Genomic DNA, 26675 nt, shown 5'->3' on the forward strand with positions numbered 1-26675 from the left:
AGACCCCTGGAAGACGACCAGGTTGATAGGTTCGAGGTGGAAGTGCAGCAATGCATGCAGCTGACGAATACTAATCGGTCGAGGGCTTATCCTAAGAACATTCGGAGAATGTTCACTTCGGAAGCATACGCTTGCTTCGGAGGAATGTCTTCGAAAAAACCTAGCTAAAGGTGTAAGTTTCGTATCCAGTTTTCAGGGTGTGACGAATGAAATGAACCTGCCAAGTGCAGCTAGTTTCTGAAGTTACAGCGGCGTTTGGCGACGCTGTTCACCTGAAAGTATGATTGAATTGTGGCGGTGTAGCTCAGCTGGCTAGAGCATTCGGTTCATACCCGGAGGGTCGGGGGTTCGAGTCCCTTCGCCGCTACCACACATATGGAGGCTTAGCTCAGCTGGGAGAGCATCTGCCTTACAAGCAGAGGGTCGGCGGTTCGATCCCGTCAGCCTCCACCATTTTAGTTAATGCGGAGCCGTGGTGTAGAGGCCTAACATGCCTGCCTGTCACGCAGGAGACCGCGGGTTCGAATCCCGTCGGCTCCGCCATTTAATTAAATAGTTTGGCTCGGTAGCTCAGTTGGTAGAGCAGAGGACTGAAAATCCTCGTGTCGGCGGTTCGATTCCGTCCCGAGCCACCATTTATTGTGGGGATAAGCCTCATGATTGCATGGAGGATTAGCGAAGTGGCCAAACGCAGCAGACTGTAAATCTGTTCTCTGACGAGTTCGGTGGTTCGAATCCATCATCCTCCACCAGTTTTATATTAGAGCCATTAGCTCAGTTGGTAGAGCACCTGACTTTTAATCAGGGTGTCGTAGGTTCGAGTCCTACATGGCTCACCATGTTTTTGAAATGAAAACCTGTGGATTATTCCACAGGTTTTTTTGTTTTTTTATCTGAAATGACCTTAGATCCTGTACACACTGGTTTGATTCGCTGAATTCGATGTCAATGTATGGTACAATGTCCTAAAAACAAAGAGCTGTCGCTCTTGGATAGGGGCGAATGATGAGTAAAGCGAACTGGATCGAGCAATTGGAACGTGTGCTTGCACGCCCTGTACATCAGTTACAGATCCCGATTCAAGATTGGAATGAGGCCGCCCTTGAGGTGGAGGAAGGTTCTTTTCAACCGAATAAGAATGCGTTTACACTCGGAGAATGCTTGCCGCTGCGCGATGGCCGGCTTTGGTTTGCGCTTAGCGCAGACGGAAGAAACCTCGACGTGTTGGAGATCGATCGAAGCGGTCTGACGACCACGGAGATTAATCTCGTCTCGTTTACTTTAACGCAGATAGCCGGGACTGCTGAGCCCGCGATGTATGCAGGACTAACCGATGCCGAGCGTACGGTTAGAGAGCTTGGCGGCTGGATCGATCAGCAACTCACAACAGGAGAACATACTTCGGTAATTCCGGAACGGTTGATTCGACGTAATCGCATGTATACGACAATGATTCCTTTCTTGCTTATTAGTGATCAGGCCGAAGCGAGCCGTACAGGATATAGCGAATTAGAGAAGCTGCTTCGAACCTTCCTGTCGGAGGATATCTTGCTTATACCGCTTAAAGAGCAGGAATGGCTGATTCTTGGCCCGGTCTCCCTTATTCGAGAAGCGCAGACAGAAGAACGTGAAGAGGAAGAAGAAGAGTCGGAGGAGGAAAGTCTAGCTTCCATTGCTTCGGGTCTTCATGACATGCTGGCTAGCGAATGGATTGGCGATTGCCACCTTGCGGTCCTGCAGCCGATTCAACCGACCAAAGATCTTGTGGCAGCAGCGGGGCAACTTCGGGAAACAATTCAATTGGGACGGGCCTTCCATGTCGGTTCTAATATTCATTTGCCATGGCTGCTTCAATTAGAATGGCTGCTGAGCACAATCCCCGAGCCGCAGCGGTTAAAATTCATGGAACAAGCGCTTAAGCGGACGGATGTATTTCTGGAGCCGGAAATTTTAACGACGCTGGAGACCTTCTTCTCTTTAGATTGTAATGTGAGCGAAACGGCTAAGAAGCTATACATTCATCGCAATACGCTTCTCTACAGGCTGGACAAGCTGAAGCAGGAGACCGAACTCGATGTGCGTCAGTTTGGAGATGCCGTACTCGTCAAGATCGTCCTGCTATTGTACAAAGTGACGAAAAGGAAGTAGGATTTTTGTAAAGTTTGTGCATAGTCACATTTGAGCCTGTGAGATAAGATAAGTGTAGTTAAGAACAACTATTTGTTAGGGGGAAATACAAATGGCAGGTGTACGCTTAGAACATATTTACAAAAAATATGCAGGTTCGGATAACGCATCGGTTAAAGACGTTAACCTTGATATTAAGGACAAGGAGTTCCTCGTTCTTGTCGGTCCATCCGGTTGCGGTAAATCGACGACTCTTCGTATGATCGCAGGTCTCGAAGAAATTTCCGAAGGTAAATTGTTCATTGGCGACCGCCTCGTGAACGACGTTGCGCCAAAAGACCGCGACATCGCGATGGTATTCCAATCCTACGCCCTGTACCCGCACATGAACGTGTACCAAAACATGGCATTCGGCCTTAAACTTCGTAAATTCAAAAAAGCGGAAATCGACAAACGCGTTCGTGAAGCCGCTAAAATTCTAGATATCGAACATCTGCTTGACCGTAAACCTAAAGCGCTTTCCGGTGGTCAACGTCAGCGTGTTGCCCTCGGCCGTGCGATCGTACGTGAGCCGCAAGTATTCTTGATGGACGAACCGCTCTCCAACTTGGACGCGAAACTTCGCGGTCAAATGCGCGCGGAAATCTCCAAACTGGCTAAGCGTCTGGAAACTACTGTTATCTATGTAACGCATGACCAGATCGAAGCAATGACGATGGGTGACCGTATCGTCGTTATGAAAGACGGTATCATCCAACAAGCAGCTTCTCCAGAAGAGCTGTACAACCATCCATTAAACATCTTCGTTGCAGGCTTCATCGGATCGCCTACAATGAACTTCATTACAGGTACGCTGTCTGAGCAAGGCGGAGTAACTCGCTTCAAATCGACAGGCGTAGACGTAGTCGTGCCGGAAGGCAAAGCACAACTGCTTCGCGAAAAAGGCTACGCTGGCAAAGAGATCATCCTGGGCATCCGTCCGGAAGATCTTCATGAAGAGCCAGTATTCCTGGAAGCTTCGCCAAACACTGTCGTTACAGCACACGTTGAAGTTTCCGAGAACCTCGGTCACGAAATGTACCTGTACCTGAACGGTCTCGGTAAAGACACGGTAATCGCGCGTGTTGACGGCCGCTCCGGTCTGAAAGAAGGCACAAACGTTAAGCTTGCGTTCGACATGAACAAAGTTCATGTGTTCGACAAAGAGTCCGAACTGAACGTATTCGAGAACTAATAGATCCGGCAATTGCCGACGACAAGCAGCCATCCTGATGACGGGATGGCTGCTTTTTTGCGCTTGTATGCAAAAGATAATGTGGGCGGCTTCGTACATCTTCTTTAAATTGGGGAAACGATAATTGTAACACGACAAGCAGGTAACGGGAACATTGCGTTCGGTGCTGTTTTTCGATAGGATGAAGACATTGGAAAACTACATAGGCACTGTGGGCTAGATGCAGCAGCAGCTTTGGTGAAGGAGGCTGACCGATGGCGAAGAAAGTAAAGGTGTCTGATCTTGTCCAGCAGTTTCAACTCGAAATTGTGAGCGGAGAAGACGGACTGCGCCGAAGCATTACGGTTGATGATTTATATCGTCCAGGCTTGGAGATGGCAGGATATTTTCACTATTTCCCGAGTGAACGGGTACAGATTCTAGGTAAGACTGAGCTGGCGTTCATGGAGACGCTGAACGGCGAAGAGCGGTTGGATCGCATTGAGCGTCTATGCCATGACGAGACACCTTGCTTCATCATTACAAGAGGTCTGGAAGCGCCAAAGGAACTAATCGAGGAGTCGAACCGCAAGGAAATTCCGGTGCTGCGGAGCACCGTGGCAACTACGATTATTTCCAGCCGGATCACGAACTTCCTGGAACGCAAGCTTGCACCTTCCGCTACCATTCACGGCGTACTCGTTGACGTCTATGGCGTTGGCATGCTCATTACGGGCGGCAGTGGTATTGGTAAGAGCGAGACGGCGCTAGAGCTGGTCAAACGCAGCCATCGACTGGTTGCCGATGACGCGGTTGAGATCCGCCAAACTTCCGATGGCCAGTTGCACGGCACAGCTCCGGAGCTGATTCGCCATTTGCTCGAGATCCGGGGTCTTGGCATTATTAATGTAATGACGCTGTTCGGTGCAGGCGCTGTGCGGAATAACAAGCGGATTAGCGTCGTTATTCGACTTGAGAACTGGCAGGCCGATAAGCAATATGACCGTCTGGGCCTGGATGAAGAGACTACGCGTATTATCGATACGGATATCCCGATCGTCACGGTTCCCGTACGTCCTGGACGTAACCTTGCCGTCATTATCGAAGTGGCCGCGATGAATTTCCGTCTCAAGCGGATGGGCTACAACGCTGCCTTGCAGTTTACGAATAAGTTGACGGAGACGATCGCAGACGAATCGGACGATTTTGATTGATAAAGGAGCCCCTCATTCATGTTCACGCTAAAGATGGAATCGATAGCTTTCAACCTGGGGCCTATCCCGGTCCATTGGTATGGCATTATCCTGGGGACGGCAGCGCTCGTCGGCTTGCTGCTCGCGGTGCAGGAAGGCAAGAGGTTCGGCCTATCCCCCGAATTCTTCATGGATTTGCTGCTGTTCGGCGTGCCGTCAGCGATTATTGGCGCTCGCATCTACTTCGTCGCCTTCAAGTGGGACGAATATAAGAATGACCTTCCCTCCGTATTTGCGGTGTGGAATGGCGGTATCGCAATTTATGGCGCGCTGATCGGCGCGTTTATATGCGGATTCATTTATTTCCGTTATAAAGGCTACAATTTCTGGCGAATTGCGGATATATGCGCGCCTGGCCTGCTCGCTGGTCAAATGATCGGACGTTGGGGTAACTTCGTCAACCAAGAAGCATACGGAGGTCCTGCAGAAGAAAGCTTCCTGCGCGATACGCTGCATCTGCCGGGCTGGATCGTGAATCAAATGAATGTGGAAGGCGTCTTCCATCATCCAACCTTCTTGTATGAATCTTTGTGGAGCTTAGTAGGCATTATCGTGCTGATGGTGTTGCGTCGCCGTCCATTCCTCCGTGCAGGCGAACTGCTGTTTAGCTACTTTATCTGGTATTCGATTGGTCGCTTCTTTATTGAAGCACTGCGGACGGACAGCTTAGGTTTCAATGGACCAAGCTGGCTCGCTTCCTTCGTGGATGCGCTGTGGTCGCCGATGACGGTTCTTGGTTTCGAACAAGGTTATCTGGATCCAGCATACGGGAATATACGGATTTCGCAGCTTCTGGCGCTGTTCCTCGTGATCGGGGCTATCGCGCTGATCATCATCCGCCGTCAGACGGGTCTGGCCAAAGCGCGGTACCTCGATCCAATCATCTCGACCAAAACCGGTATGCCTGCCGGCGCTGAAGCAGCTTCTTCCGATGCGGCAGCAGCTCAGCATGCGGATCGGACGAACAAAGCGAACGATGAGACGGATCTGAATACGAAGGAGTAGCAGAAGAATGACAAGATCTATTACAACGGTGCTCTACGACCTGGATGGCACCATTCTCGATACGAACGAATTGATTATCCAATCCTTCCTGCATGCGCTTCAGGGCGTCGTGCCGGAAGGATTCGGCCGCGATCACATTATTCCGAGCATGGGACAGCCGCTGACGGCGCAGATGCAGCTGTTCTCCAAGCAGGAGGAAGTGTCGCATCTCATCTCTCTGTACCGGGAGTTCAACCTGCGTACCCATGATGAGCTGGTTAAGCCATTTCCCCAAGTGGTCGAAGTGATGAAGCGTCTCCATGAAGCGGGCATTCAGCAAGGAATCGTTACGACGAAGATCAGGCTGACGACGGAGAAAGGGCTTCGCTATGTCGGTATCTACGATTACGTAGCCCCGCATGCGATCGTCACGATCGACGATGTGACGAATCCGAAACCGCATCCGGAGCCGGTACTGAAAGGTATCGAGGCATTCGGCGCCGATCCGTCCACCACGCTCATGGTAGGCGACAGCATCGTGGATATACAAGCAGCCGCTGCGGCGGGTTGTATTCCGGTCGGCGTTGCATGGTCGTTGAAAGGCGAGGAACTTCTGCGGGAGAGCGGCGCTAAGCATATCATCCACGATATGCGAGACTTGTACGAGCTGATCGGACTGGAGAGGGAGTCGCTTGCGTAACGTAGAGCGCTATCCGGTCGAAGGCCCAAATGCGCTGTGGCAGGTGTACCATACGGTGAGCCGCTTCAAGGCGGTGAAAAATTTTGTTTTTATCCAAATCTCCCGGTATTGCCCGTCACTCCCGGTGAAGAATTGGATCTACCGGAACATGCTCGGGATGAAGGTAGGCAAGCATACGGCGTTCGCGCTGATGGTGATGGTCGATGTCTTCTTCCCCGAGCGGATTCGCGTGGGCGATAACACGATCATCGGGTATAACACAACCATATTGACGCATGAGTACCTGATCGGCGAATACCGGTTAGGCGATGTGTTGATCGGCTCGGGCGTCATGATCGGCGCGAACTCGACGATTCTGCCGGGTGTGACCATTGGAGACGGCGCCGTCGTAGCGGCGGGCTCCGTTGTCCATAAGGATGTCGCGCCGGGGGATTTCGTCGGGGGTAATCCGATTCAGTTGATTCGTGCAGGCAAGGGGTAACCCAAGTCTATGGGGCTGAATGGCCTTAAAGTCGTGATCAAGCGGGAAGAATGAGGACAAGCAAGGAGGCAGCGTTAGCTCCATCCGCGTTTGTCCTTTATTTTATGATGGCAGCATGAATTGGAGAGGCGGCGCGGAAGACATGACCATTATTGGTACGGCAGGTGCGGAAGCAATCTTGACGGAAAATGGGTAGCGTGGTACTATAACGACTAATCACTTTATTTTGGCAGTATGGTAACATGGTAGTACATTAACTCACTAAAGTATATGTAGGTGAATAGACAATGTCCAAACCGAAGGTGTTCGAGAAACCGATCGGAGTTAAAGATTATTTGCCTCATGCAGGCGCGAAGCTGCGCCAGATTGAACGCCAAGCGCTCGCTTGCATGCAATCTTGGGGCTATGAGCAGATTATTACGCCAACGATGGAATATTACGATACGGTCGGGGTCGCAAGTTCGACGTCCGACGAGAAGCTGTTTAAGCTGCTGAACAAGCGCGGCACGACGCTGGTGCTTCGTTCCGACATGACGGCGCCGATCGCACGGGTCGTTGCTTCTTTGTTGAAAGGCGCGGAGTTTCCGCTTCGCCTGTCTTACCATGCCAATGTGTTCCGGGCTATTGAGGAAGAGGCAGGGCGCGAAGCAGAGTTCTTCCAGACAGGCGTAGAGCTCGTCGGCGATCCTTCGCCAGAAGCCGATGCCGAAGTTGTGGCGCTTGCGATTGCTTCGCTCAAGGCGGCAGGCGTGGATCGTTTCAAAATCGCGATCGGTCACGTCGGCTTCCTGAACGGATTGTTCCAGGAAACGCTGCATGGCTTGACGGATGCCCAGGATGGGCTGAAGTCTTGCCTGCTCAGCCGCGATCATGTCGGCTACAGGGAGCGTCTGAAGTCGCTTCAACTGTCAGAACCCGTACAGCGCGAGCTGGAAGGCATTCTGCGCCTGCGCGGCGGACAGGAGATCTGCGATCAGGCGCTGCAAGTTAGCCGCGATGCGACGGCCCAAGCGTCGATCCAACATCTATGCGAGATGTGGGATGTACTGAAGGCTTACGGCGTTAGCGAGTACGTGCTGATCGATCTGACGATGATCGGCGACTTCTCCTATTACACCGGCATGACTTTCGAGGGTTATGCGGCCGATCTAGGCTTCCCTGTCGTTAGCGGTGGCCGTTATGATAACCTGATTCAACAATTCGGCCGTCCGGCGCCTGCTACCGGCTTCGCGCTCAAGACGACCCGAATCTTGGAATTGATCGGCGATGATGCCGAGAGCGGTACCGAGCGCGTACTGATCGGTTATGATGCATCCGGCCGAGCGAAGGCGCTGGCTGAAGCGCAGCGTCTCCGCTCGGAAGGGACTATCGTTGTAACAGAGAAGATGAGCATCGCAGAGACGGATCAAACGGCGCAGCTTGCCGCGGATCAGCAGTCATGGACGCATAAAGGAACGGTCTATACGGCTTTCGTACCGTTCGTGCAGCAAGGAGGCGCGTAACAGATGACGATCGAGACGAGCAGGAACGATTTATTGAAGGTCGCCATGCCCAAGGGACGGATCTATAAACAAGCATCGAAGCTGTTCCGGGAAGCGGGATTGCCTATCCCTAGCGACTTTGACGATACGCGCAAGCTGATTATCGAGCTGCCGGAGGCGGGCATGTCTTTCATTATGGCGAAGCCTGTGGATGTTCCGACGTATGTGGAATACGGGGTAGCGGATATCGGCGTCGTAGGCAAGGATGTGCTGATGGAAGAGAACCGGGACGTCTATGAGCTGCTGGATCTCGGCATCGCGAAGTGCCGTATGTCGGTCATCGCATTGCCGGACTGGAAGCCGGTCATTAATCCGCGCGTCGCGACCAAATATCCGAACGTGGCGTCGCAGTATTTCCGCGAGCAAGGACAGCAGGTTGAGGTAATCAAGCTCAACGGATCGATCGAGCTTGCGCCGATGATCGGGCTGGCCGACCGGATCGTCGATATGGTCGAGACCGGGCAGACGCTGCGCGAGAACGGGTTGGTCGAGATGGAGTCGATCTTCGGCATTACGAGCCGTCTGATCGCGAACCGGGTCAGCTACCGGATGAAGAACGAAGCGATCCAGAGCTTGTGCGACAAGCTGCAGCAGACGATTGGCGCGAAGGCCGGCGTATAAGGGAAAAGATGAGGATGCCGCTGGCGAACCGATGGGTTAGCTGCGGCATGACTTTTATCGCATAGAAGCTAGCTTAAGGGGGCGATACGCATGCGTACGCTGCGTGCGAAGGACTTCGGCTTAACACGCGAAGTCGAATATGGAACACCAGAGCAGAACGAGGCGGTCAGCCAGATCGTCGAAGGGGTGCGCACGAAGGGCGACGCCGCGCTGCTCGATTATACGGAGAAGTTCGACCGGGTGAAACTGGAGGCGGCTCAGTTACGCGTTACCGAGGCGGAAATTCAGGAAGCCTACAACCATGTGGAAGCGGACTTCCTGGTCGCGATCCGCGAGGCGGCGGCCAATATCCGTTCCTTCCATGAGAAGCAGATGCGCCAGTCCTGGGTGGATGTACAGCCGGACGGTACGATGCTCGGTCAGATTCTACGTCCGCTCAAACGAGTCGGCGTCTATGTACCCGGCGGCAAAGCGGCTTACCCGTCCTCCGTGCTGATGAACGTCATTCCGGCGCAAGTGGCAGGGGTTCCCGAGATCGTCATGGTTACGCCGCCGGCTACAGGCGGCAAGGCGGGTATCGATCCGTACATTCTCGTCGCGGCAGCGGAAGCGGGCGTCCAAGAGATGTACCGCGTCGGCGGCGCGCAGGCAATAGCAGCGCTGGCTTACGGAACGGCGACGATTGCGCCGGTCGATAAAATTACCGGCCCGGGCAATATCTTCGTGGCGCTTGCGAAGCGCGCCGTATTCGGCGCAGTCGATATCGATAGCATTGCCGGACCGAGCGAGATCGTCGTGTTGGCCGATGATACGGCCGATGCCGCTTACGTAGCGGCGGATCTGCTCTCGCAGGCCGAGCATGACGAGATGGCTTCGGCGATTCTGGTCACAACGTCGGCGAAGCTAGGCGAGGCGGTGGCCGCTGAGGTAGAGAAGCAGCTGGCGACGCTGCCGAAAGCCGACATTGCCCGTGCATCCATTGAAGCGAACGGCGCGGTATTGCTGGCGGATACGCTTAATGAAGCGATTGAAGCGGTGAATCGGATGGCGCCGGAGCATCTGGAGGTTATGGTTAACGAGCCGATGTCGATCCTCGGCCGGATCGAGAATGCGGGAGCGATCTTTGTCGGACCGTACAGCTCGGAACCGGTTGGCGACTATTTTGCGGGACCGAACCACATCCTTCCGACGAACGGCACGGCGCGCTTCTCCTCCCCGGTGAACGTGGATGATTTCGTGAAGAAATCGAGCCTTATCTACTACAGCAAGGACGCGCTGCTCGCGAACGGGGAGAAGATTATGACGCTGGCCCGCCACGAGGGGCTCGAAGCGCATGCCCGCGCGATCGAAATCCGCCTGGAGCGGGAAGGCAACTAAGAGACGAACGTGCAATTATTTTTCATATGAGAGAAAGAAGGGCCCAAGAACATGGCAGACAACGTGATTCGCGCAGCCGAGGTGGCGCGCAAGACGAACGAGACCGACATTAAGCTCGCATTCGCAATCGACGGCACGGGTACGTCGAATATCGAGACGGATGTGCCTTTCCTGAACCACATGCTGGATCTGTTCACCAAGCACGGACAGTTCGATCTGACCGTGGATGCCCGCGGCGACGTCGATATCGATGACCACCACACGGTAGAAGACATCGGTATCTGTCTGGGCCAGACTATCCTGGAAGGACTGGGCGACAAACGCGGCATTAAGCGCTACGCTTCCGTCTTCGTGCCGATGGATGAGGCACTCGCGCAGGTCGTGATCGACATCTCGGGACGTCCGCATTTCGAGTATCGCGCGCAATATCCTTCCCAGCAGGTCGGCAGCTTCTCTACTGAGCTCGTTCATGAGTTCCTCTGGAAGCTGGCGCTTGAAGCGCGGCTGACGCTTCACGTTATCGTGCACTACGGGCAGAACACCCATCATATGATCGAGGCAGTATTCAAGGCGCTTGGACGTGCGCTTGACGAAGCGACAAGCATCGATCCACGCGTACAAGGAGTGCCTTCGACGAAAGGAGTGCTGTAGGATGATCGCGATCATCGATTACGGCATGGGCAATCTCCATAGCGTGAGCAAGGCCGTCGAGCGTCTCGGGTACGAGGCGGTCGTCACGTCTGACGAGCAGGAAATCATGGCCGCAGACGGCGCGATTCTTCCTGGCGTAGGGGCCTTCGGCGACGCAATGGAGAACTTGCGCAGCACGGGAATGGATGCGGTGACCAAACGCTATGCGGCGTCCGGCAAGCCGCTCCTCGGCATTTGTCTCGGCATGCAGCTATTGTTCGAGCAGAGCGAAGAGCACGGCGTGAACGAGGGGCTTGCACTGCTGCCGGGGGCGGTCATTCGATTCCAAGGGGACTACAAGATTCCGCATATGGGCTGGAACAAACTCCGCTTTGAGCAGGAGAGCCCGTTGTTCACCGGACTTGAAGAAGGGCACGTATACTTCGTCCATTCCTTCCATGCGAAACCGGGGCGCGCAGGCGATCTGCTCGCTACAACCGACTATTATCAGCCGGTGACGGCGATCGTCGGGCACGACAATGTATACGGCATGCAGTTCCATCCGGAGAAGAGCGGGGAGCTCGGCACGCAGCTGCTGCGCAACTTCCTCGCCTTAACCGGGACGCGTTAAAGTACCAAGCAGCAAGATGAAAGCTGCATGCTCGCTCGCGCAATCAGGAGAAGCGGGCATGCAGCTGTCGAATAGGAGGTGGCCGCGTTATGCTGGCCAAACGGATTATTCCATGCCTGGACGTCAAGGACGGACGCGTGGTCAAAGGTGTTAATTTCGTCAATCTGCGCGATGCGGGCGACCCGGTGGAGCTGGCGTCCACTTACGATAAAGAAGGCGCAGACGAGCTCGTATTCCTGGATATATCGGCTTCGCACGAAGGCCGCGCCACGATGGTCGATGTCGTGCGCAAGACTGCAGGCGAGATCACGATTCCGTTCACGGTGGGCGGGGGCATTGCCCATGTCGACGACATGAAGCGGCTGCTGCGCGCCGGCGCGGACAAGATTGGCATCAACACGGCCGCTGTCGTGAATCCCACGCTCGTGAAGGACGGGGCGAGGAAGTTCGGCTCGCAATGCATCGTCGTCGCGATCGATGCACGCTTCAACCCGGAATGGGGCGAGTGGGAAGTGTATACGCACGGCGGACGCAAAGCGACGGGCATCAAGGCGCTCGCTTGGGCGCAAGAGGTCGAGCGCCTTGGCGCAGGCGAGATTCTGCTCACGAGCATGGATGCGGACGGCACGAAGGATGGCTTCGACATCAAGCTGACCCGTGCGGTATCGGATTCGCTCGGGATCCCGGTCATTGCCTCCGGCGGGGCGGGAAGAGTCGAACATTTTGCCGACGTGTTCGAAGCGGGCCGCGCGGATGCGGGCCTGGCGGCTACTATTTTTCACTATAAGGAACTGACGATCGCGGATGTGAAGGACGATCTGCGCAAAAAAGGAGTCGAGGTTCGATGAGTCAGAACGTCGAAACGCTGGTGCAGCAAATCAAATGGGACGCAAGCGGCCTTGTGCCGGCCGTCGTGCAGGACAGCGGCAGCAAAGAAGTGCTGATGCTTGCGTATATGAATAAGGAATCCTTGGCGAAGTCGCTGGAATCGGGCACGACCTGGTTCTGGAGCCGTTCGCGCAACGAGCTGTGGAATAAAGGCGCGACGAGCGGCCATACGCAGCGCATTGTATCGATGTCGTATGACTGCGACGGAGATACGCTGCTCGTGCGCGTGGAGCAGCAAGGCCCGGCTTGCCATACCGGCAGCTACAGCTGCTTCTACAACGCCATGGAGAGCGAAGCGGTTCAGGCCGCGACGGCTGCGGCGCAAGCCGATCGGTTCGCTGTGCTGAATCAACTGGAGAGCGTCATTGCATCGCGTCAAGCCGAGCGCCCGGAAGGCGCCTATACGACTTATCTATTCGAACATGGCGTCGATAAGATTCTGAAGAAGGTCGGCGAGGAAGCGTCCGAAGTCATTATCGCGGCGAAGAATGCGGATCTGGACGAGCTTCGTTACGAGACGAGCGACCTCATCTTCCACCTGATGGTGCTGTTACGCGAGCGGGGGCTGCCGCTCGACGACGTGCTCGCCGAACTAGGCCGCCGTCATGGCAAGCAGAAATCGGAGTACGCTCAAAGCCAAGCCAAATAACCAAAGCCTTAGAACGCAAGCCGAGCCCGCAATTACGCGCAAGCTCGGTTTTACGTGCGTCTAGAGGTAGATGGGCGTGCTTTGGCAACAAGCAGCGACGCAAGAATAAAGCTTCCTGTGCTCACTTAAAGCTTTACCTGTAACTGAATTGAAGGGGGTCATTTGCCTATGAAAATCGACTACCATACGCATCATGTACGCTGCGGCCATGCGGTCGGGACGCTAGAGGAGTACGTGAAGCAGGGCGTCGCCATCGGTCTTGATCAGCTTGGATTATCCGATCATATGCCGCTCCTGCACGTGGATCCGGCGACTTATTATCCCGAGATGGCAATGGCCATGGAAGAGCTGCCGCGATACGTGGAAGAGGCTTTCTCGCTGAAAGAAAAATATAAAGGCCAGATTGATATTCGCGTCGGCTTAGAGGGAGACTATATCGAAGGCTCCGAGGAAGCGATTGAACGGATCGTGAAGGCGTATCCCTGGGACTATGTCATCGGCTCGGTTCATTTCCTCGGGACATGGGACATTTCTGACTTCCGCCAGACGCATGAGTGGGAAGGCAAAGACAAACTGGCGGTCTATGAGCAATACTATGATGCGGTCCAGAAAGCATGCGCAACCGGATTCTATGATTATATCGGCCATATCGACGTGATTAAGCGCTTCGGCTTCAAGCCGGATGCCGATGTTACCCATCTAGAGGACGCGGCGCTCGCGGCAGTGAAGGCGAACAATCTGGCCATCGAGCTGAATGCCTCCGGCCTAAGAATGCCGGTGGCGGAGATGTTCCCGAGCCGCAGAATGCTTGAGAACGCGCTTGCGCTCGGCATTCCGCTGACGATCGGCTCCGATGCGCATCAGCCGGAACGGCTCGGACAATATTTAGATGAAGCGCGTATGGTGCTGAAAGAAGTCGGATTTACGCAGCTGGCTACGTATGAGGGCCGAAAACGAATCATGGTCGATTTTTGAATTATTATGAATTCCATGTATAATGGAGAATGTCGAAACAAAGCTACGTTTAATAACATGCAAATTAAGTAAATTAAGTGGTCTAATCGCTCAGGAGGGTATCATGTTTAGCGACAAGGTGCGAATTTTTTCGGGTTCGTCGAATCCGAAGCTTGCCGAGAATATCGCTGCCGAACTCGGCATTGGTCTCGGTAAAATTAAAGTGTCCCGTTTCAAAAGCGGCGAGATTTATGTTCACTACGAGGAAACGATCCGTAACTGCGACGTGTTCCTTGTACAATCGTTCTCGCATCCGATCAATGATCATTTTGTCGAGCTGCTAGTCATGATTGACGCCGCAAAACGCGCATCGGCGCGCACGGTGAATATTGTTGTGCCTTACTACGGCTATGCACGTCAAGAACGCAAAGCAGCACCGCGCGAGCCGATCTCGGCGAAAATGCTTGCGGACGTTCTGAGCACGGTCGGCGCTACGCGTGTCGTGACGATCGACCTTCATGCTCCAGCTATCCAGGGCTTCTTCAACATCCCAGTCGATCATCTGACCGGTCTTGACTTGATCAGCGACTACTTGAAACTGAAGGACATTCCGAATCCGGTCGTCGTATCCCCGGATGCGGGACGCGCTTCGACGGCCGAGAAGCTCGCCAACTATCTTGATGCGCCGTTTGCAATCATGATCAAGAAGCGCCCGGCCCATAACGAGTCCATCATCACGCACGTTATTGGCGACGTTGAAGGCCAGACGCCGATCATCATCGAGGACTTGATTGATACCGGTACAACCATCGTCAACGTGGTAGAAGGACTGAAGGAGCGCGGAGCGCATGACGTATACGTCTGTGCGACCCACCCGCTGTTCTCGGGTCCTGCCCTACAGCGATTGGACCATCCGAATATTAAGGAAGTTGTCGTTACCGACTCTATCGCCCTGCCGGACAATCGTTCGGACCGGTTCACGGTATTGTCTGTCGCACCGATTCTTGCTGAGACTGTCCGCATCATTATCGAGGGCGGATCAATCAGTACGCTATTCAAAAACGCGGGTATCTAAGCGGCAGTTATCGCCGCAAGAACACCGCTATGAAGCACTACAGAAAATCGCGGACGAGCCACTATGCGTATCAGGCAGCAGGCTGCAAGGCTTCACTTCAGCAAGACATGTGCTTGCGAAGAGGAGGGCTTGCAGTGATGCGGGCTTTGGAACGACGGGCTACGTCCGCGTTTTTGCCACATTATTCTTTCGTGTATGGATAGGCCGTGCTATGGTATAATCGTAGCAACTTTGATGATGTACCGGGGAGGTGCCTTGCGAATGAAAGAGAGGAAACGTGCGGCTTCAGGTAGTCATAAAACGAATGTGATACCGGTTCATTGGGACGCGACGTTCTTTTTCGAGCGAGCCGTGCGCTCGCTGGATCGATATCATTATGACAAGGCACTGAAGTATTTCCGCCGCGCGGTGGAGTACGAGCCGGACAATCCGGTTAACCATTGCAATATGGCAGGGATTCTATCGGAGATGGGCAATTACGAGGAATCCAACCGTGTCTTGAAACGCGTTGTCGATGAACTCGATCCGGAAATGACGGAATGCCATTTCTATATGGCGAACAATTTTGCCAACATGGAGCAGTATGAATCCGCCGAGGATGCGCTCATCCGCTATCTGGAGCTGGACGCCGAAGGCCAGTTCCTGGAGGAAGCCGAAGAGATGATGGAGCTGCTTCATTATGAGTTGGAGCGTCCAATGAAGCTTGCGTCGGTCAAGGCGCGCGAAGGTTATTTCGAGCATGACCAGGCAAGGGCGATGCTGGAGGAAGGCAAGTTCGTGGAGGCGGTCCGCCTGCTCGAGAGCATTGTCGAGAAGAATGGGGAATTCCTTGCAGCACGCAACAATTTGGCGTTGGCCTATTATTACATGGGCATCTTCGACAAGGCGATGGCAGCGATCCAAGAAGTGCTCGCGATTGAACCCGGCAATTTGCACGCGCTGTGCAATTTGGCGATTTTCTATCAGCATGAGAGCAATGAGGAGGCGCTTCGTCCGCTCGTTGTGCAGCTGTGCAAAATGGTGCCTTTCCACCAGGAGCATGTGTTCAAGATGGCGACCACGATGGGCATCTTGGGCGAGCACGGCGAAGCGTACCGTCATTTTGCCCGGCTGATGCGGGAAGGCGCTCTGCGCGCCGATGCCTGCTTGTACCACTATACGGCTGTAGCGGCATGGAACATGGGTCGGATGGATGAAGCGGAGCGGCACTGGATACAAGCCGGTAAGCTGGATCCGAAGTCGAACGTGCCTGACTATTATCTCGAGCTGGTGGAACGCGTTCGGGGCGGCGGTGAGATGGCCACGGCCAGCTATCACTACCATCTGCCGTTCGAAGAGCAGTTCAAGCTATGGGAGAAGTCGAGCGAGGCGCTGCCGGATCACCTGAAGCGGGATCCGCTCGTGCGTTCGTCGTTCTTCTGGGCGCTGCGCCACGGCGATCGGAGCACGAAGCTGCAAGTGATTCAAGCGCTCGGCATGATTGCGGACAATGAAGTGAAAGACGCGCTCAAGTCCTTTATTCAGGAGGCGCAGGAAGACGACTATCTGAAGCGGATCGCGATCTTCGTCTTGCGTTCGATGGGTGTTCACGAATCGCTGAATGCGATTCTCGAAGGGCAGGAGACGATCATCGAGCATAGCCGAATGCCGTCGCGCCTTCCGGTCTGGGAAGAGAAGTGGCAAGATGTGCTCGAGGCCGCGCTTAGCCGGATGAATAAGCAGTACGATTTGGTGCAGCAGCATGATCTCTTGACCTTGTGGATCGAATTCCTGTCGAGGGTGTATCCCGATGTGCCGAAGCTCGGCAAAGTGGAAGCTTGGGCAGCTGCGCTCGAATATTTGACGGCGAAAATGCACCGCAGAACGATTTCGTATCATGAAGTATCGCAGCGTTACGGCACTTCGATTGCCACGGTAAGCAAATGCGCCAAACGAATTGATGAAATTTGCGGGATTAAGGAGAAAATGAAAATGGTCTTCCCCGCACTCTCCGAAACGAGTAACGAATCATAATCCTGCTGAGCAGGATTCCCCGTGGTTCAAGGGATAAGGCTTTACCGTTTAAGAGAGGCAATCTGCAGCAGGAACGTCCCTCAAAGAACCGAATGCAAAGGAGGCTACTTCGATGTATAAAGCGATTATTATTGGAACAGGTCCAGCCGGATTAACGGCCGCCATCTATCTGGCGCGGGCCAACATGAAACCGCTCGTAATTGAAGGACCTGAGCCCGGCGGACAATTGACGACGACGACAGAGGTCGAGAACTTCCCGGGTTTCCCCGAGGGGATTATGGGACCTGATCTCATGGCGAATATGCGGAAGCAAGCAGAGCGCTTCGGCGCGGAGTTCCGCACCGGATGGGTGAATTCCGTCGACACGTCGAAACGGCCGTTCACGCTTCAGGTAGAAGGCCAAGGCGAACTGCAAGCAGAGGCGCTCATCATATCGACCGGCGCATCGGCCAAATATTTGGGGATTCCGAACGAGCGCGAGAACGTAGGACGCGGCGTCAGCACTTGCGCAACCTGCGACGGTTTCTTCTTCCGCGGGAAGAAGATCATCGTCGTCGGCGGCGGCGACTCGGCGATGGAGGAGGCGAACTTCCTGACGCGCTTCGCATCCGAAGTGGTGCTTGTCCATCGCCGTCAAGAGATGCGCGCCTCGAAGATTATGCAGGACCGCGCCCGTGAGAACAGCAAGGTGACTTGGTCGCTGAACCGGACGCCGCTCGAAGTTGTAGCAGGACCGATGGGCGTTACGGGGCTTAAGGTACGCAATAACGAGAGCGGTCAAGAGGAAGTCATTGAAGCAAGCGGCGTCTTCATCGCGATCGGCCATACTCCGAACACGAAGTTTCTCGGCAGACAGTTGGAGGTTGACGAGACCGGCTATCTGATTACGAAGCCGGGAACGAGCGAGACGAGTATTCCGGGCATCTTCGCATGCGGCGATGTGCAGGATACAAAGTATCGGCAGGCCATTACGGCAGCGGGAAGCGGCTGTATGGCGGCGCTCGATTGCGAGAAGTATCTGGAAGGGCATGCCGTTCACGATTGGAGCCAATCGCTCTAATCGATCCTTCTGACGCTGCGTTCGAAGCGGGAGGGTTACGCTTGCCCGAAGGCTTTACGTTGACGCTGCCCGGATGACAGGCAGCGTCGTTTCACGTCCGAATGCTGCGGGCAGATTCATCGGAATGTATCCCTGCGAGATGCTTGACCGCCTGAAAGGGCGTAACTTATAGTGGGGAAAGCAGCACCCCAACCATTATAGTAGAGGTGGCTTTATTCATGTCTGAGAAGATTGTAGTAGGCGTCGATATCGGCGGCACAGCGATTAAAGTGGGTATTTGCGATTTGAACGGTGAGCTGCTTCATACGTATGAAGGCCCGACCGAAACGGAGAAGGGCTCGGACGCGATTTGCAACAACATTGCCAATTACGCGCGTCTTATCGTGGAGCAATCCCCTTACAGCTGGGATCAAGTAGAAGGCGTCGGCATCGGAGTTGCCGGATTTCTCGACATTCCGAACGGTATTATCAAATTCTCCCCGAACCTGGGCTTCCGCAATGTACCGCTGAAGGCATTCCTCGAGGAGCGTCTTGGCAAAAAAGTACTCGTCAACAATGATGCGAACGTAGCGGCGCTCGGCGAAGCATGGGCTGGCGCAGGACGCGGCGTAGACCACTGCGTATGCTACACGCTCGGAACAGGCGTAGGCGGCGGCATTATCATCGGCGGCCGTATCGTAGAAGGGTTCAACGGCATGGCTGGCGAGCTTGGCCATATGTCCATCGTTCCTGACCTCGAAGCGATCCAATGCGGCTGCGGCAAAATGGGCTGCCTGGAGACGGTATCGTCGGCGACAGGCATTATTCGCATGGCAAAAGACGCCGTAGAACGCGGTGACCGGACATCGCTCTCGTTCGTGCCGAATATTATGGCTAAAGACGTCATCGACGCAGCCAAAGCCGGCGACGAAGTGGCAAGCCGGATCGTGGCGCGCGCTGCATTCTACCTGGGCAAATCGATGGCAGCGGTCGCAGTCGTACTTAACCCGCAGCGCTTCATCATCGGCGGCGGCGTATCCAAGGCAGGCGAGTTCCTGTTCGAGCAAATTCGTGAAGTGTTCCAGAAGGCAACGCCGGAAGTTGCGGTTGAGGGCGTCGAGATCGTGCCTGCTATCTTGGGCAATAACGCAGGCGTTGTAGGCGCAGCGGGTCTGATTATTCGTTCCTAGAACGAGGAACTGCTGCAGCGGATATAGATTTGGTTCTTATTCATTCTTCATACAAGTACGGTACGCATCGTGAATTTGGATGATGGTTAACTTAGGAGGGATCGACGATGGAAGCGGGAACAGCGATGGCGAGACTGGTCATCATTACAGGGATGTCCGGCGCGGGTAAAACAATCGCGGTGCAGAGCCTCGAGGACCTCGGCTTTTTCTGCGTCGACAACTTGCCCCCGGTGCTTATCCCGAAGTTTGCTGAGCTGATCGAGCAGTCGAACGGCAAGATCGGCAAAGTTGCGCTCGTGATCGACTTGCGCGGCCGCGAATTCTTCACGGCGTTGTCGGAATCGCTAAGCTACTTGAAGGATCATTATACGATCGGCTATGAAATTCTGTTCCTGGATGCGACCGACGGCGTTCTCGTCCAGCGTTACAAAGAAAGCCGCAGGCGGCATCCGCTCGCGCCGGAAGGTCTGCCGCTCGAGGGCATACAGCACGAGCGCCGTCTGCTTGAAGATTTGAAGGGCATGGCGACGCAAGTGATCGATACGAGCACGCTCAAACCGCTGCAGCTGAAGGATCGGATCATGTCGCATTTCACCAATGCGGACCAGAGCTCGATCTCGGTAAACATCACATCCTTCGGCTTCAAGTACGGCATTCCGATCGACGCGGATCTTATCTATGACGTTCGCTTTCTTCCGAATCCGCACTATGTGGAGCATCTGCGCCCGAATACGGGGCAGGATGCGGAAGTGTACGATTACGTCATGAAATGGCCGGAAACCCAGACGTTCCTGACGAAGCTGCTCGATATGCTCCAATTCCTGATTCCGCAGTATCGCAAGGAAGGCAAGAGCCAGGTCGTGATCGGTATCGGCTGTACAGGCGGCAAACACCGCTCGGTCGCTATCGCAGAATACCTCGGCCGTATGCTTGGCGCGAGCGATACCGAGACCGTACGAGTGAGCCATCGCGATTCCGATCGCGACCGGCATTAGAGGTGAGCGGATGAAGCAAAAACGAGCTGCGAAAGAAGAACGTTTGCCTCGTATCGTCGTCATTGGCGGCGGTACGGGTTTGTCCGTCATGCTGCGCGGTCTAAAGGAAAAACCGCTTGATATTACCGCGATCGTTACCGTAGCAGATGATGGGGGAAGCTCGGGGATCTTGCGCAACGAGTTGCAGATGCCGCCGCCCGGCGATATCCGCAACGTCCTTATTGCCTTGGCCGATGTCGAACCGCTGCTGGGGAACATGCTGCAGTATCGCTTCAATAGCGGTACAGGGCTTGCCGGGCATAGCCTAGGGAATCTGATGCTCGCTGCGATGACGGATATCTCTGGCGATTTTGTAACCGGCATTCGCGAGCTAAGCCGCGTGCTAGCCGTTCGTGGGCGCGTCCTGCCGGCGGCCGGCCAGGCAATTGTGCTCCATGCGGAGATGGCGGACGGTTCGATCGTATCCGGAGAGTCGAATATTCCGAAGGCAGGTCAGGCGATCAAGCGCGTATTTATCGAGCCGGAGCATGTGGAGCCGCTCGAGGAAGCGGTCGAGGCGATCCGTGAAGCGGACGCGATCCTGATTGGGCCCGGCAGCCTTTATACAAGTATTATTCCGAATTTGCTGGTCCCTAAGCTGGCGGAATCGATCGTCGCATCGGATGCCGTGAAGCTGTTCGTCTGCAACGTGATGACACAGCCCGGCGAGACGGACAATTATTCCGTGAGCGACCATCTGGATGCGGTGCACGCGCATATCGGGCATCACTTGTTTGATTACATCATTGTGAATGATGGTGAAATCCCTCCGCAGGTGCAGGAGAAATATGCCGAGATGGGCGCGCAGGCCGTACACCTCGATCTAGAGGAAGTACAGCGGCGGGGCTATCAGGTCATTGCCGATAGGCTGGTACTGTTCCGGACTTACTTGCGGCATGACGCAGCGAGGTTAAGCCATCATATTTATCAGCTCGTCGAGAACTGGATGAGCCGGAAGAGGTGAGAATAGCAGATGTCTTTTGCAGCGCAGACCAAAAAAGAATTAACCCTGATCGAAGCGGACCCGTGCTGTGAAATGGCGGAACTATCAGCCCTCATCCGAATGAATGGCTCTGTTTCGCTCTCCAGTCGAAAGGTCATTCTTGATATCTCGACCGAGAATGCAGCGATCGCAAGACGGATCTATTCGCTGATCAAGAAGCGGTTCGCGGTACATACAGAGCTGCTTGTCCGGAAGAAAATGCGTCTGAAGAAGAACAATGTGTATATTGTGCGCATTCCCGTAGGTGTTCAAGAAATTTTGAGCGAGCTCAATATCGTATCTCAAGGCTTTATGTTCAATCAAGGAATCGACAAGGAAATGATTCGCAAATCGTGCTGTAAGCGCTCCTACTTGCGCGGTGCGTTCCTGGCTGGCGGATCGGTCAACAACCCGGAAGGTTCCTCCTATCATCTAGAGATTGCCTGCATGTATGAGGAGCATTGCGAGGCGCTTGTCGGGCTTGCGAACAAGTTCGATTTGAACGCTCGTTGCATTGAGCGGAAGAAAGGGTACATTTTCTACATGAAAGAGGGCGAGAAGATCATTGAGCTGCTCAATATCATTGGCGCTCACCAAGCCCTGTTCAAGTTTGAGGATGTCCGCATTATGCGCGATATGCGCAATTCCGTGAACCGGATCGTCAATTGCGAGACGGCGAATTTGAATAAAACGATTGGCGCCGCTGTGCGGCAAATCGATAATATAAAGTTGCTTCAGCGTCAAGTAGGCCTCGACAGCCTGCCGGATAAGCTTCGCGAGGTGGCGGAGATTCGTCTGCTGCATCCCGACATGAACTTGAAGGAAGTCGGCGAGATGCTCAAAGGCAAGGTGAGCAAGTCGGGCGTTAATCATCGGTTGCGCAAAATCGATGAGCTTGCGGAAAAGTTGCGTGGCAGCTAGGCGTAAGACTAGTGTACATGCAAGAAAAGTGATATAATGTTGAATAAAATGACGTTTTGCACTCGTGAATCGCACGATTGAATTTCGTATAGGGGGTAGTTTCGATGACAAGGCACCCGGTTGTCGTTCGTCTCAAAACAGGTCTCCATGCAAGACCGGCGGCACTTTTCGTACAAGAAGCGAATAAGTTCTCGTCTGAGGTCTTCGTGGAGAAGGACGATAAGAAAGTGAACGCGAAATCGATTATGGGTATTATGAGCCTGGCCATCAGCTCCGGTACAGAGGTGACGATCAGCGCAGAAGGTTCGGATGCCGATCAGGCTGTAACCGCTTTAGTCAATTTGGTCAGCAAGGAAGAGCTGGAGAACCAATAATGCAGCATAGTGAGACGGCAATCGCGTTGTAATTAGCGGTGCGATGCGTTTCATTCTGTGGAAAGTCCTCTTAGGAGGGCTTTTTTGCTATTCCCGGTGATTGGTTTGCGTTCACTGTCGGGAGACAGGGAATGCAGCATTCACCGAAGTGATTGGTTTGCGTTCACTATCGGAAGATAGGGAATGCAGCATTCACCGTAAGTGATTGGTTTGCGTTCACTATCGGAAGATAGGGAATGCAGCATTCACCGAAGTGATTGGTTTGCGATGGATCTTTTTCATTTTCCTAAAGATTAAGTTAAGACGAATGCAACAATACTAGGAAGACGAGCGTCAAGAGGTCAAACGGTGAAAAGGGTGATTCCATGCGCAAATTAGGGTCAGAACTGCGGGAGCATGTGGGGCAAAACAGTAACGGCAGCAAAGGGAAGAAAGTCGCCATTCTGCTCGTGCCGGCACTAGCGGCGGCAATCGGCATCGGCGCAATCGTTGGCGTGAGCAGTCCTGCGCCAAGCGTACAAGCAGCGGAGACGGTAGCGGCTCAGCGGGGCATCATTACGGTAGCGGGTCAGGGCCAGATTAAAGTGACTCCGGATGTGGCTTATATTACGCTAGGCGTCGAGACGAGAGCGACCACGGCGAAGGAAGCGCAGTCACTGAATGCGAAAGCCTTCGCGGCCATCGACCAAATGCTGTACACCACATACAAGCTGTCGAAAAAGGACGTGCAGACGACGAGTTTCTACGTACAGCCGCAGTATCAGTACAACGAGAAGGACGGTACTAGCAAAGTGGTCAGCTATACGGCGACGAATATGGTTGAGGTTACCGTTCGCGATCTGACCCAGATCGGCGCTATGTTGGATAACTTGTCGGCAGCGGGGGCGAATCGGATTGACGGTGTTCGCTTCGATACGGAGAAGCAGGAACAATACGAACTGCAAGCAATGGAGAAAGCAATGGCGAACGCGAAGGTGAAGGCGGAGACGCTGGCTAAGGCAGCAGGTAGAAGCGTGAAGCAAGTAGTCAATATCACGCAAGGCAATGTAAGCAGTTCGCCGATCTTCCAAGGCAACGTCATGATGGAGGCCGCAACGGCAGACAAAGCGACATCGTCGGTCCAAGCAGGCGAAATTACGGTCTCGACCGATGTGACGGTTTCGTACGAAATGCAATAATGCGCATGACAAAAGGCAGATGCCACGAGGCATCTGCCTTTTCTTTTGTGCGTGCATTCGGCGCTGCTGGCAGGAGGCCAGCAATAAGAGGCTTACAGGTCGTCCTTCAACTGGATGCCGCGTTGAACGATGGCCTGTTCGATCAGGGCAATGAATTCGCTGGAAAGACGCATCGCTTTGGCCTCATGATAGACCTCCAGCAGATGGGTATCGCTTAATGGACGGAGCAGAAGCGACTTATCCTGCATCGGCAGGTAAACGTTCATCTTCTCTTGTGGCGCATCATCCGATTCTCGTGCGAAGGAAGCGCCGAAACCGGACGGATACTCGCCATAAAGTGAGTTCTCGGACTCGTGTTCTATGAAGTTATGCGCATTAGCCGTAGACTGGGATCGATTCATAACCAAGCAACTCCGTAATTATTAGATTTGATAGTCGGGTGTAGCAATGGAATTGGAACTATTTAGTATATCGTAACATGAAAACTACACAGCGTCGTTAAGATTTGAATCAGTTGAATTTGTGTTGACAAATGGAGGAATGTGTGATAATTGAGGTGAGGCGGAGTCATAATAGAGGAGTTCATGGAACGCAAAAAGTCAGCCTGCATCCAAGCAAGCTGACTTATTGACGTTACAAGCAAGTATAACTGTGCGTTGGAAGGCTTAATTAAGCTTCTCGATGACTTTATCCACGAGGCCGTATACGCTAGCTTCCTGCGCGCTCATGAAGTAATCGCGGTCGGTGTCGCGCTCGATCTTCTCAAGCGGCTGACCCGTACGCTCCGACAGGATGCGGTTCAGCGTATCGCGAGTCTTCAGAATGTGCTTCGCGCGAATCTCGATGTCGCTCGCTTGACCTTGCGCGCCGCCCAGCGGCTGGTGAATCATCACTTCGGCGTTCGGCAACGCGAAACGTTTGCCTTTGGCGCCTGCTGCCAGCAGGAAGGCGCCCATGGAAGCGGCCAAGCCTACGCAGATCGTGGAGACGTCGGGCTTAATGTATTGCATCGTATCGAAGATGGCGAGACCTGCCGAGACAGAACCGCCAGGGCTGTTGATATAGAGCGAGATGTCCTTCTCGGGATCATCCGCTGCCAGAAACAGCATTTGTGCAATGATGGAATTGGCGACCACGTCGTTCACCGGCGTGCCAAGAAAGATGATGCGGTCCTTCAGCAGGCGGGAGTAGATATCGTATGCGCGCTCACCGCGGTTGCTCTGCTCAATAACCATAGGTACGAAATTCATGTCCAAGTCCCTCCCTAATTGTGGTTATAAGTAAGTTATAGCCGGCACTCACGCTTCTTAAGCATGAGGCGGATGCTGAAATCTAACCTCATCATAACGGATGGCGGGTTAAAAGTCAAAAAAGGTCAAACCGAAAAAACAAAAAAATCGGCGTTAGCCGATTGTTGTGTGTAAGTATGGCGCGCCCGCGAGGGATCGAACCTCGATCTCAGGCTCCGGAGGCCTACGTCATATCCATTGGACCACGGGCGCTTATTGTGCAGCGAAGATTAGTGTAACTGATTCATCAGGAAAAAGCAAGTCGACTTTAAAAGAAAAATTTGAGTAAATCGTGTCGGTAATCGGTTACAAATGAAAGACGCGGCTTGCTTGCATGAAAAGTTTGGAGTACAATAACGGTGGGACTAAAAAAGAACAGGCGGGACAATTCATGTCCCTGGTGTGAATGGGTTCCAATTCGGCAATGATGGAGTGGGTGTGGGCATAATGCAGTCTCTCATCGAAATACAACAAAAGCTCCTGCCGGATCTACTTGTTGTTCTAAAGAAGAGATATCTCATCCTGCGCCAAGTAATGCTCTCCGATATGATCGGCCGCCGAACGTTGGCTGCTTCGCTGGAGATGACGGAACGCGTGCTGCGGGCAGAGACGGATTTTCTGAAGACGCAAGGTTTGCTGCATATCGAAGCGGCTGGCATGCGTATTACGGAAGCCGGTCAGCGACTGCTCGATGAGATGGAGCCGCTCTACAAGCAGATGTTCGGCTTGTCCGATCTGGAAGAACGGATTCGGAAGCGGTATGGACTCAAGCAGGTGATCGTCGTACCTGGCGATTCCGATTCGCTGCCGCATACGAAGCGGGAGCTTGGACTTGCTGGATGTGCCGTACTCCGGAAGTATATGGAGAAGGACGATGTTGTCGCGATTACGGGCGGAACCACGCTTGCGCAGGTCGCCAATCAATTGACGACGCAGACGCCGCTGAAAGGCAACTGGTTCGTACCTGCAAGGGGCGGACTTGGCGAGAGTCTCGATTACCAGGCCAACACGTTAGCCTCCACGATGGCTAAGCGTACAGGCGCCCAATACCGGTTGCTCCATGTGCCGGACCATCTGGGTGAAGAAGCGTATACAACGCTGATGCAGGAACCGAACGTCCGCGAGATCGTCGAAGTCATCCGAAGTGCCCGCATTGTCGTGCACGGGATCGGGGACGCTATGGTTATGGCACGCAGACGGCGGGTTGATGGATCGTTCATTGAAGCCTTGAAGGCCGAAGGGGCGCATGCAGAAGCGTTCGGGTATTATTTTGACCGGAACGGCGCTGTTGTTCATCGCATGCCTACCATTGGGCTGCGACTGGAAGACATTATGGCAACGGAGGTCGTCATTGCGATCGCGGGAGGAAGCAGTAAAGCCGAAGCGATTGCGGCGATTATGCGGTTCGGCCGTGATGACGTGCTGGTAACGGATGAAGGAGCTGCACTCGGGATCGTAGCGCAGTTGGATGAGGAAGAGAAACAAGCGTGATCTTGACCGCTCTCAGAACGGTCTTGAGATATATTGAAAA

26 protein-coding genes, 7 tRNA genes and 1 rRNA gene are annotated in these 26675 nt (G+C 53.9%); 31 read left to right on the forward strand and 3 right to left on the reverse strand.

From position 1 onward, the window contains the following. The 30 genes from FHS18_RS25635 to FHS18_RS25780 form a co-directional block, all read left to right on the forward strand. Positions 1-94: ribosomal RNA gene (locus FHS18_RS25635) — 23S ribosomal RNA — on the forward strand; the annotation flags it as partial. A 199-nt stretch (positions 95-293) separates the two neighbouring features. Beyond that, positions 294-370, forward strand: a tRNA-Met gene (locus tag FHS18_RS25640). Positions 371-377: 7 nt separating this feature from the next. Next, a tRNA-Val gene (locus FHS18_RS25645) sits at positions 378-453 on the forward strand. Positions 454-466: 13 nt separating this feature from the next. Then, a tRNA-Asp gene (locus FHS18_RS25650) sits at positions 467-543 on the forward strand. Positions 544-559: 16 nt separating this feature from the next. Continuing rightward, a tRNA-Phe gene (locus FHS18_RS25655) sits at positions 560-635 on the forward strand. 31 nt (positions 636-666) lie between these two features. After that, positions 667-752 (forward strand) — tRNA-Tyr (locus FHS18_RS25660). 11 nt (positions 753-763) lie between these two features. After that, positions 764-839: transfer RNA gene (locus FHS18_RS25665), tRNA-Lys, on the forward strand. 163 nt (positions 840-1002) lie between these two features. After that, positions 1003-2148 (forward strand): PucR family transcriptional regulator, encoded by a 1146-nt coding sequence (locus FHS18_RS25670; RefSeq protein ID WP_246427910.1) that lies wholly within the window; start codon positions 1003-1005, stop codon positions 2146-2148. A 91-nt stretch (positions 2149-2239) separates the two neighbouring features. Next, positions 2240-3361: an ABC transporter ATP-binding protein gene (locus FHS18_RS25675; RefSeq protein ID WP_183603250.1), complete on the forward strand. Its 1122-nt coding sequence runs from the start codon at positions 2240-2242 to the stop codon at positions 3359-3361. 254 nt (positions 3362-3615) lie between these two features. After that, positions 3616-4554, forward strand: a complete 939-nt coding sequence (gene hprK, locus FHS18_RS25680; RefSeq protein WP_183603251.1) for an HPr(Ser) kinase/phosphatase — start codon at positions 3616-3618, stop codon at positions 4552-4554. Positions 4555-4572: 18 nt separating this feature from the next. Next, the gene (gene lgt / locus FHS18_RS25685) at positions 4573-5598 is read left to right on the forward strand and encodes a prolipoprotein diacylglyceryl transferase (RefSeq protein ID WP_183603252.1); all 1026 of its coding nucleotides are present in this window, start codon (positions 4573-4575) and stop codon (positions 5596-5598) included. 7 nt (positions 5599-5605) lie between these two features. Further along, positions 5606-6277 carry an HAD-IA family hydrolase gene (locus tag FHS18_RS25690; RefSeq protein WP_183603253.1) on the forward strand — a complete coding sequence of 224 codons (672 nt, stop codon included), beginning with the start codon at positions 5606-5608 and terminating at the stop codon, positions 6275-6277. Continuing rightward, entirely contained in the window at positions 6270-6758 is a 489-nt protein-coding gene (locus tag FHS18_RS25695) for an acyltransferase (RefSeq protein WP_183603254.1), read from the forward strand. The genes FHS18_RS25690 and FHS18_RS25695 overlap by 8 nt, the downstream gene beginning before the upstream one ends. Before the next feature lie 287 nt (positions 6759-7045). Continuing rightward, positions 7046-8260, forward strand: coding sequence for an ATP phosphoribosyltransferase regulatory subunit (locus tag FHS18_RS25700; RefSeq protein WP_183603255.1), 1215 nt, complete (start codon positions 7046-7048; stop codon positions 8258-8260). Between the two features lie 3 nt (positions 8261-8263). After that, positions 8264-8920, forward strand: coding sequence for an ATP phosphoribosyltransferase (gene hisG / locus FHS18_RS25705; protein ID WP_183603256.1), 657 nt, complete (start codon positions 8264-8266; stop codon positions 8918-8920). A gap of 90 nt (positions 8921-9010) precedes the next feature. Next, entirely contained in the window at positions 9011-10297 is a 1287-nt protein-coding gene (gene hisD / locus FHS18_RS25710; RefSeq protein WP_183603257.1) for a histidinol dehydrogenase, read from the forward strand. 51 nt (positions 10298-10348) lie between these two features. Next, complete coding sequence (gene hisB, locus FHS18_RS25715) at positions 10349-10948, forward strand: imidazoleglycerol-phosphate dehydratase HisB (protein ID WP_183603258.1); 600 nt, start codon at positions 10349-10351, stop codon at positions 10946-10948. Between the two features lies 1 nt (position 10949). Continuing rightward, positions 10950-11558 carry an imidazole glycerol phosphate synthase subunit HisH gene (hisH, locus tag FHS18_RS25720; protein ID WP_183603259.1) on the forward strand — a complete coding sequence of 203 codons (609 nt, stop codon included), beginning with the start codon at positions 10950-10952 and terminating at the stop codon, positions 11556-11558. An 89-nt stretch (positions 11559-11647) separates the two neighbouring features. Further along, the gene (gene hisF, locus FHS18_RS25725) at positions 11648-12406 is read left to right on the forward strand and encodes an imidazole glycerol phosphate synthase subunit HisF (RefSeq protein WP_183603260.1); all 759 of its coding nucleotides are present in this window, start codon (positions 11648-11650) and stop codon (positions 12404-12406) included. Continuing rightward, a complete protein-coding gene (gene hisIE / locus FHS18_RS25730; RefSeq protein ID WP_183603261.1) occupies positions 12403-13095 on the forward strand; it encodes a bifunctional phosphoribosyl-AMP cyclohydrolase/phosphoribosyl-ATP diphosphatase HisIE in 693 nt (230 codons plus the stop codon). The genes hisF and hisIE overlap by 4 nt, the downstream gene beginning before the upstream one ends. 168 nt (positions 13096-13263) lie before the next feature. Then, a complete protein-coding gene (gene hisJ / locus FHS18_RS25735) occupies positions 13264-14070 on the forward strand; it encodes a histidinol-phosphatase HisJ (protein ID WP_183603262.1) in 807 nt (268 codons plus the stop codon). A 103-nt stretch (positions 14071-14173) separates the two neighbouring features. Beyond that, positions 14174-15124: a ribose-phosphate diphosphokinase gene (locus tag FHS18_RS25740; protein ID WP_183603263.1), complete on the forward strand. Its 951-nt coding sequence runs from the start codon at positions 14174-14176 to the stop codon at positions 15122-15124. A 261-nt stretch (positions 15125-15385) separates the two neighbouring features. Further along, a complete protein-coding gene (locus tag FHS18_RS25745) occupies positions 15386-17137 on the forward strand; it encodes a tetratricopeptide repeat protein (RefSeq protein ID WP_183603264.1) in 1752 nt (583 codons plus the stop codon). 112 nt (positions 17138-17249) lie between these two features. Further along, positions 17250-18197, forward strand: coding sequence for a thioredoxin-disulfide reductase (trxB, locus tag FHS18_RS25750; protein WP_183603265.1), 948 nt, complete (start codon positions 17250-17252; stop codon positions 18195-18197). A gap of 218 nt (positions 18198-18415) precedes the next feature. Next, the gene (locus tag FHS18_RS25755) at positions 18416-19366 is read left to right on the forward strand and encodes an ROK family glucokinase (RefSeq protein WP_183603266.1); all 951 of its coding nucleotides are present in this window, start codon (positions 18416-18418) and stop codon (positions 19364-19366) included. Between the two features lie 107 nt (positions 19367-19473). Continuing rightward, complete coding sequence (gene rapZ / locus FHS18_RS25760; protein ID WP_183603267.1) at positions 19474-20361, forward strand: RNase adapter RapZ; 888 nt, start codon at positions 19474-19476, stop codon at positions 20359-20361. A gap of 10 nt (positions 20362-20371) precedes the next feature. Then, positions 20372-21364: a gluconeogenesis factor YvcK family protein gene (locus FHS18_RS25765; RefSeq protein ID WP_183603268.1), complete on the forward strand. Its 993-nt coding sequence runs from the start codon at positions 20372-20374 to the stop codon at positions 21362-21364. A gap of 9 nt (positions 21365-21373) precedes the next feature. Further along, positions 21374-22303 (forward strand): DNA-binding protein WhiA, encoded by a 930-nt coding sequence (gene whiA, locus FHS18_RS25770; RefSeq protein ID WP_183603269.1) that lies wholly within the window; start codon positions 21374-21376, stop codon positions 22301-22303. Between the two features lie 104 nt (positions 22304-22407). After that, entirely contained in the window at positions 22408-22677 is a 270-nt protein-coding gene (locus tag FHS18_RS25775; RefSeq protein WP_090583454.1) for an HPr family phosphocarrier protein, read from the forward strand. A 365-nt stretch (positions 22678-23042) separates the two neighbouring features. After that, a complete protein-coding gene (locus FHS18_RS25780; RefSeq protein WP_183603270.1) occupies positions 23043-23855 on the forward strand; it encodes an SIMPL domain-containing protein in 813 nt (270 codons plus the stop codon). A 92-nt stretch (positions 23856-23947) separates the two neighbouring features. Here FHS18_RS25780 and sda read toward each other — a convergent pair whose 3' ends face one another. From sda to FHS18_RS25795, 3 genes are all read right to left on the reverse strand, one after another. Next, positions 23948-24256, reverse strand: a complete 309-nt coding sequence (sda, locus tag FHS18_RS34650; RefSeq protein WP_246427911.1) for a sporulation histidine kinase inhibitor Sda — start codon at positions 24254-24256, stop codon at positions 23948-23950. Positions 24257-24520: 264 nt separating this feature from the next. Further along, complete coding sequence (clpP, locus tag FHS18_RS25790; protein WP_183603271.1) at positions 24521-25105, reverse strand: ATP-dependent Clp endopeptidase proteolytic subunit ClpP; 585 nt, start codon at positions 25103-25105, stop codon at positions 24521-24523. A gap of 177 nt (positions 25106-25282) precedes the next feature. Further along, a tRNA-Arg gene (locus FHS18_RS25795) sits at positions 25283-25357 on the reverse strand. Positions 25358-25591: 234 nt separating this feature from the next. Here FHS18_RS25795 and FHS18_RS25800 point away from each other — a divergent pair. Next, complete coding sequence (locus FHS18_RS25800) at positions 25592-26635, forward strand: sugar-binding transcriptional regulator (protein WP_183603272.1); 1044 nt, start codon at positions 25592-25594, stop codon at positions 26633-26635. Positions 26636-26675: the final 40 nt, after the last annotated feature.

Origin of the sequence: Paenibacillus phyllosphaerae, from assembly GCF_014192105.1 — a bacterium.
GTDB lineage: Bacteria > Bacillota > Bacilli > Paenibacillales > Paenibacillaceae > Paenibacillus_Z > Paenibacillus_Z phyllosphaerae.

Bases quoted from the DNA above. Each gene is read 5' to 3' on its own strand.
- FHS18_RS25670 (WP_246427910.1), top strand. From the start codon at position 1,003: ATGATGAGTAAAGCGAACTGGATCGAGCAATTGGAACGTGTGCTTGCA.
- FHS18_RS25675 (WP_183603250.1), top strand. From the start codon at position 2,240: ATGGCAGGTGTACGCTTAGAACATATTTACAAAAAATATGCAGGTTCG.
- hprK (WP_183603251.1), top strand. From the start codon at position 3,616: ATGGCGAAGAAAGTAAAGGTGTCTGATCTTGTCCAGCAGTTTCAACTC.
- lgt (WP_183603252.1), top strand. From the start codon at position 4,573: ATGTTCACGCTAAAGATGGAATCGATAGCTTTCAACCTGGGGCCTATC.
- FHS18_RS25690 (WP_183603253.1), top strand. From the start codon at position 5,606: ATGACAAGATCTATTACAACGGTGCTCTACGACCTGGATGGCACCATT.
- FHS18_RS25700 (WP_183603255.1), top strand. From the start codon at position 7,046: ATGTCCAAACCGAAGGTGTTCGAGAAACCGATCGGAGTTAAAGATTAT.
- hisG (WP_183603256.1), top strand. From the start codon at position 8,264: ATGACGATCGAGACGAGCAGGAACGATTTATTGAAGGTCGCCATGCCC.
- hisD (WP_183603257.1), top strand. From the start codon at position 9,011: ATGCGTACGCTGCGTGCGAAGGACTTCGGCTTAACACGCGAAGTCGAA.
- hisB (WP_183603258.1), top strand. From the start codon at position 10,349: ATGGCAGACAACGTGATTCGCGCAGCCGAGGTGGCGCGCAAGACGAAC.
- hisH (WP_183603259.1), top strand. From the start codon at position 10,950: ATGATCGCGATCATCGATTACGGCATGGGCAATCTCCATAGCGTGAGC.
- hisF (WP_183603260.1), top strand. From the start codon at position 11,648: ATGCTGGCCAAACGGATTATTCCATGCCTGGACGTCAAGGACGGACGC.
- hisIE (WP_183603261.1), top strand. From the start codon at position 12,403: ATGAGTCAGAACGTCGAAACGCTGGTGCAGCAAATCAAATGGGACGCA.
- hisJ (WP_183603262.1), top strand. From the start codon at position 13,264: ATGAAAATCGACTACCATACGCATCATGTACGCTGCGGCCATGCGGTC.
- FHS18_RS25740 (WP_183603263.1), top strand. From the start codon at position 14,174: ATGTTTAGCGACAAGGTGCGAATTTTTTCGGGTTCGTCGAATCCGAAG.
- FHS18_RS25745 (WP_183603264.1), top strand. From the start codon at position 15,386: ATGAAAGAGAGGAAACGTGCGGCTTCAGGTAGTCATAAAACGAATGTG.
- trxB (WP_183603265.1), top strand. From the start codon at position 17,250: ATGTATAAAGCGATTATTATTGGAACAGGTCCAGCCGGATTAACGGCC.
- FHS18_RS25755 (WP_183603266.1), top strand. From the start codon at position 18,416: ATGTCTGAGAAGATTGTAGTAGGCGTCGATATCGGCGGCACAGCGATT.
- rapZ (WP_183603267.1), top strand. From the start codon at position 19,474: ATGGAAGCGGGAACAGCGATGGCGAGACTGGTCATCATTACAGGGATG.
- FHS18_RS25765 (WP_183603268.1), top strand. From the start codon at position 20,372: ATGAAGCAAAAACGAGCTGCGAAAGAAGAACGTTTGCCTCGTATCGTC.
- whiA (WP_183603269.1), top strand. From the start codon at position 21,374: ATGTCTTTTGCAGCGCAGACCAAAAAAGAATTAACCCTGATCGAAGCG.
- FHS18_RS25775 (WP_090583454.1), top strand. From the start codon at position 22,408: ATGACAAGGCACCCGGTTGTCGTTCGTCTCAAAACAGGTCTCCATGCA.
- FHS18_RS25780 (WP_183603270.1), top strand. From the start codon at position 23,043: ATGCGCAAATTAGGGTCAGAACTGCGGGAGCATGTGGGGCAAAACAGT.
- sda (WP_246427911.1), bottom strand. From the start codon at position 24,256: ATGAATCGATCCCAGTCTACGGCTAATGCGCATAACTTCATAGAACAC.
- clpP (WP_183603271.1), bottom strand. From the start codon at position 25,105: ATGAATTTCGTACCTATGGTTATTGAGCAGAGCAACCGCGGTGAGCGC.
- FHS18_RS25800 (WP_183603272.1), top strand. From the start codon at position 25,592: ATGCAGTCTCTCATCGAAATACAACAAAAGCTCCTGCCGGATCTACTT.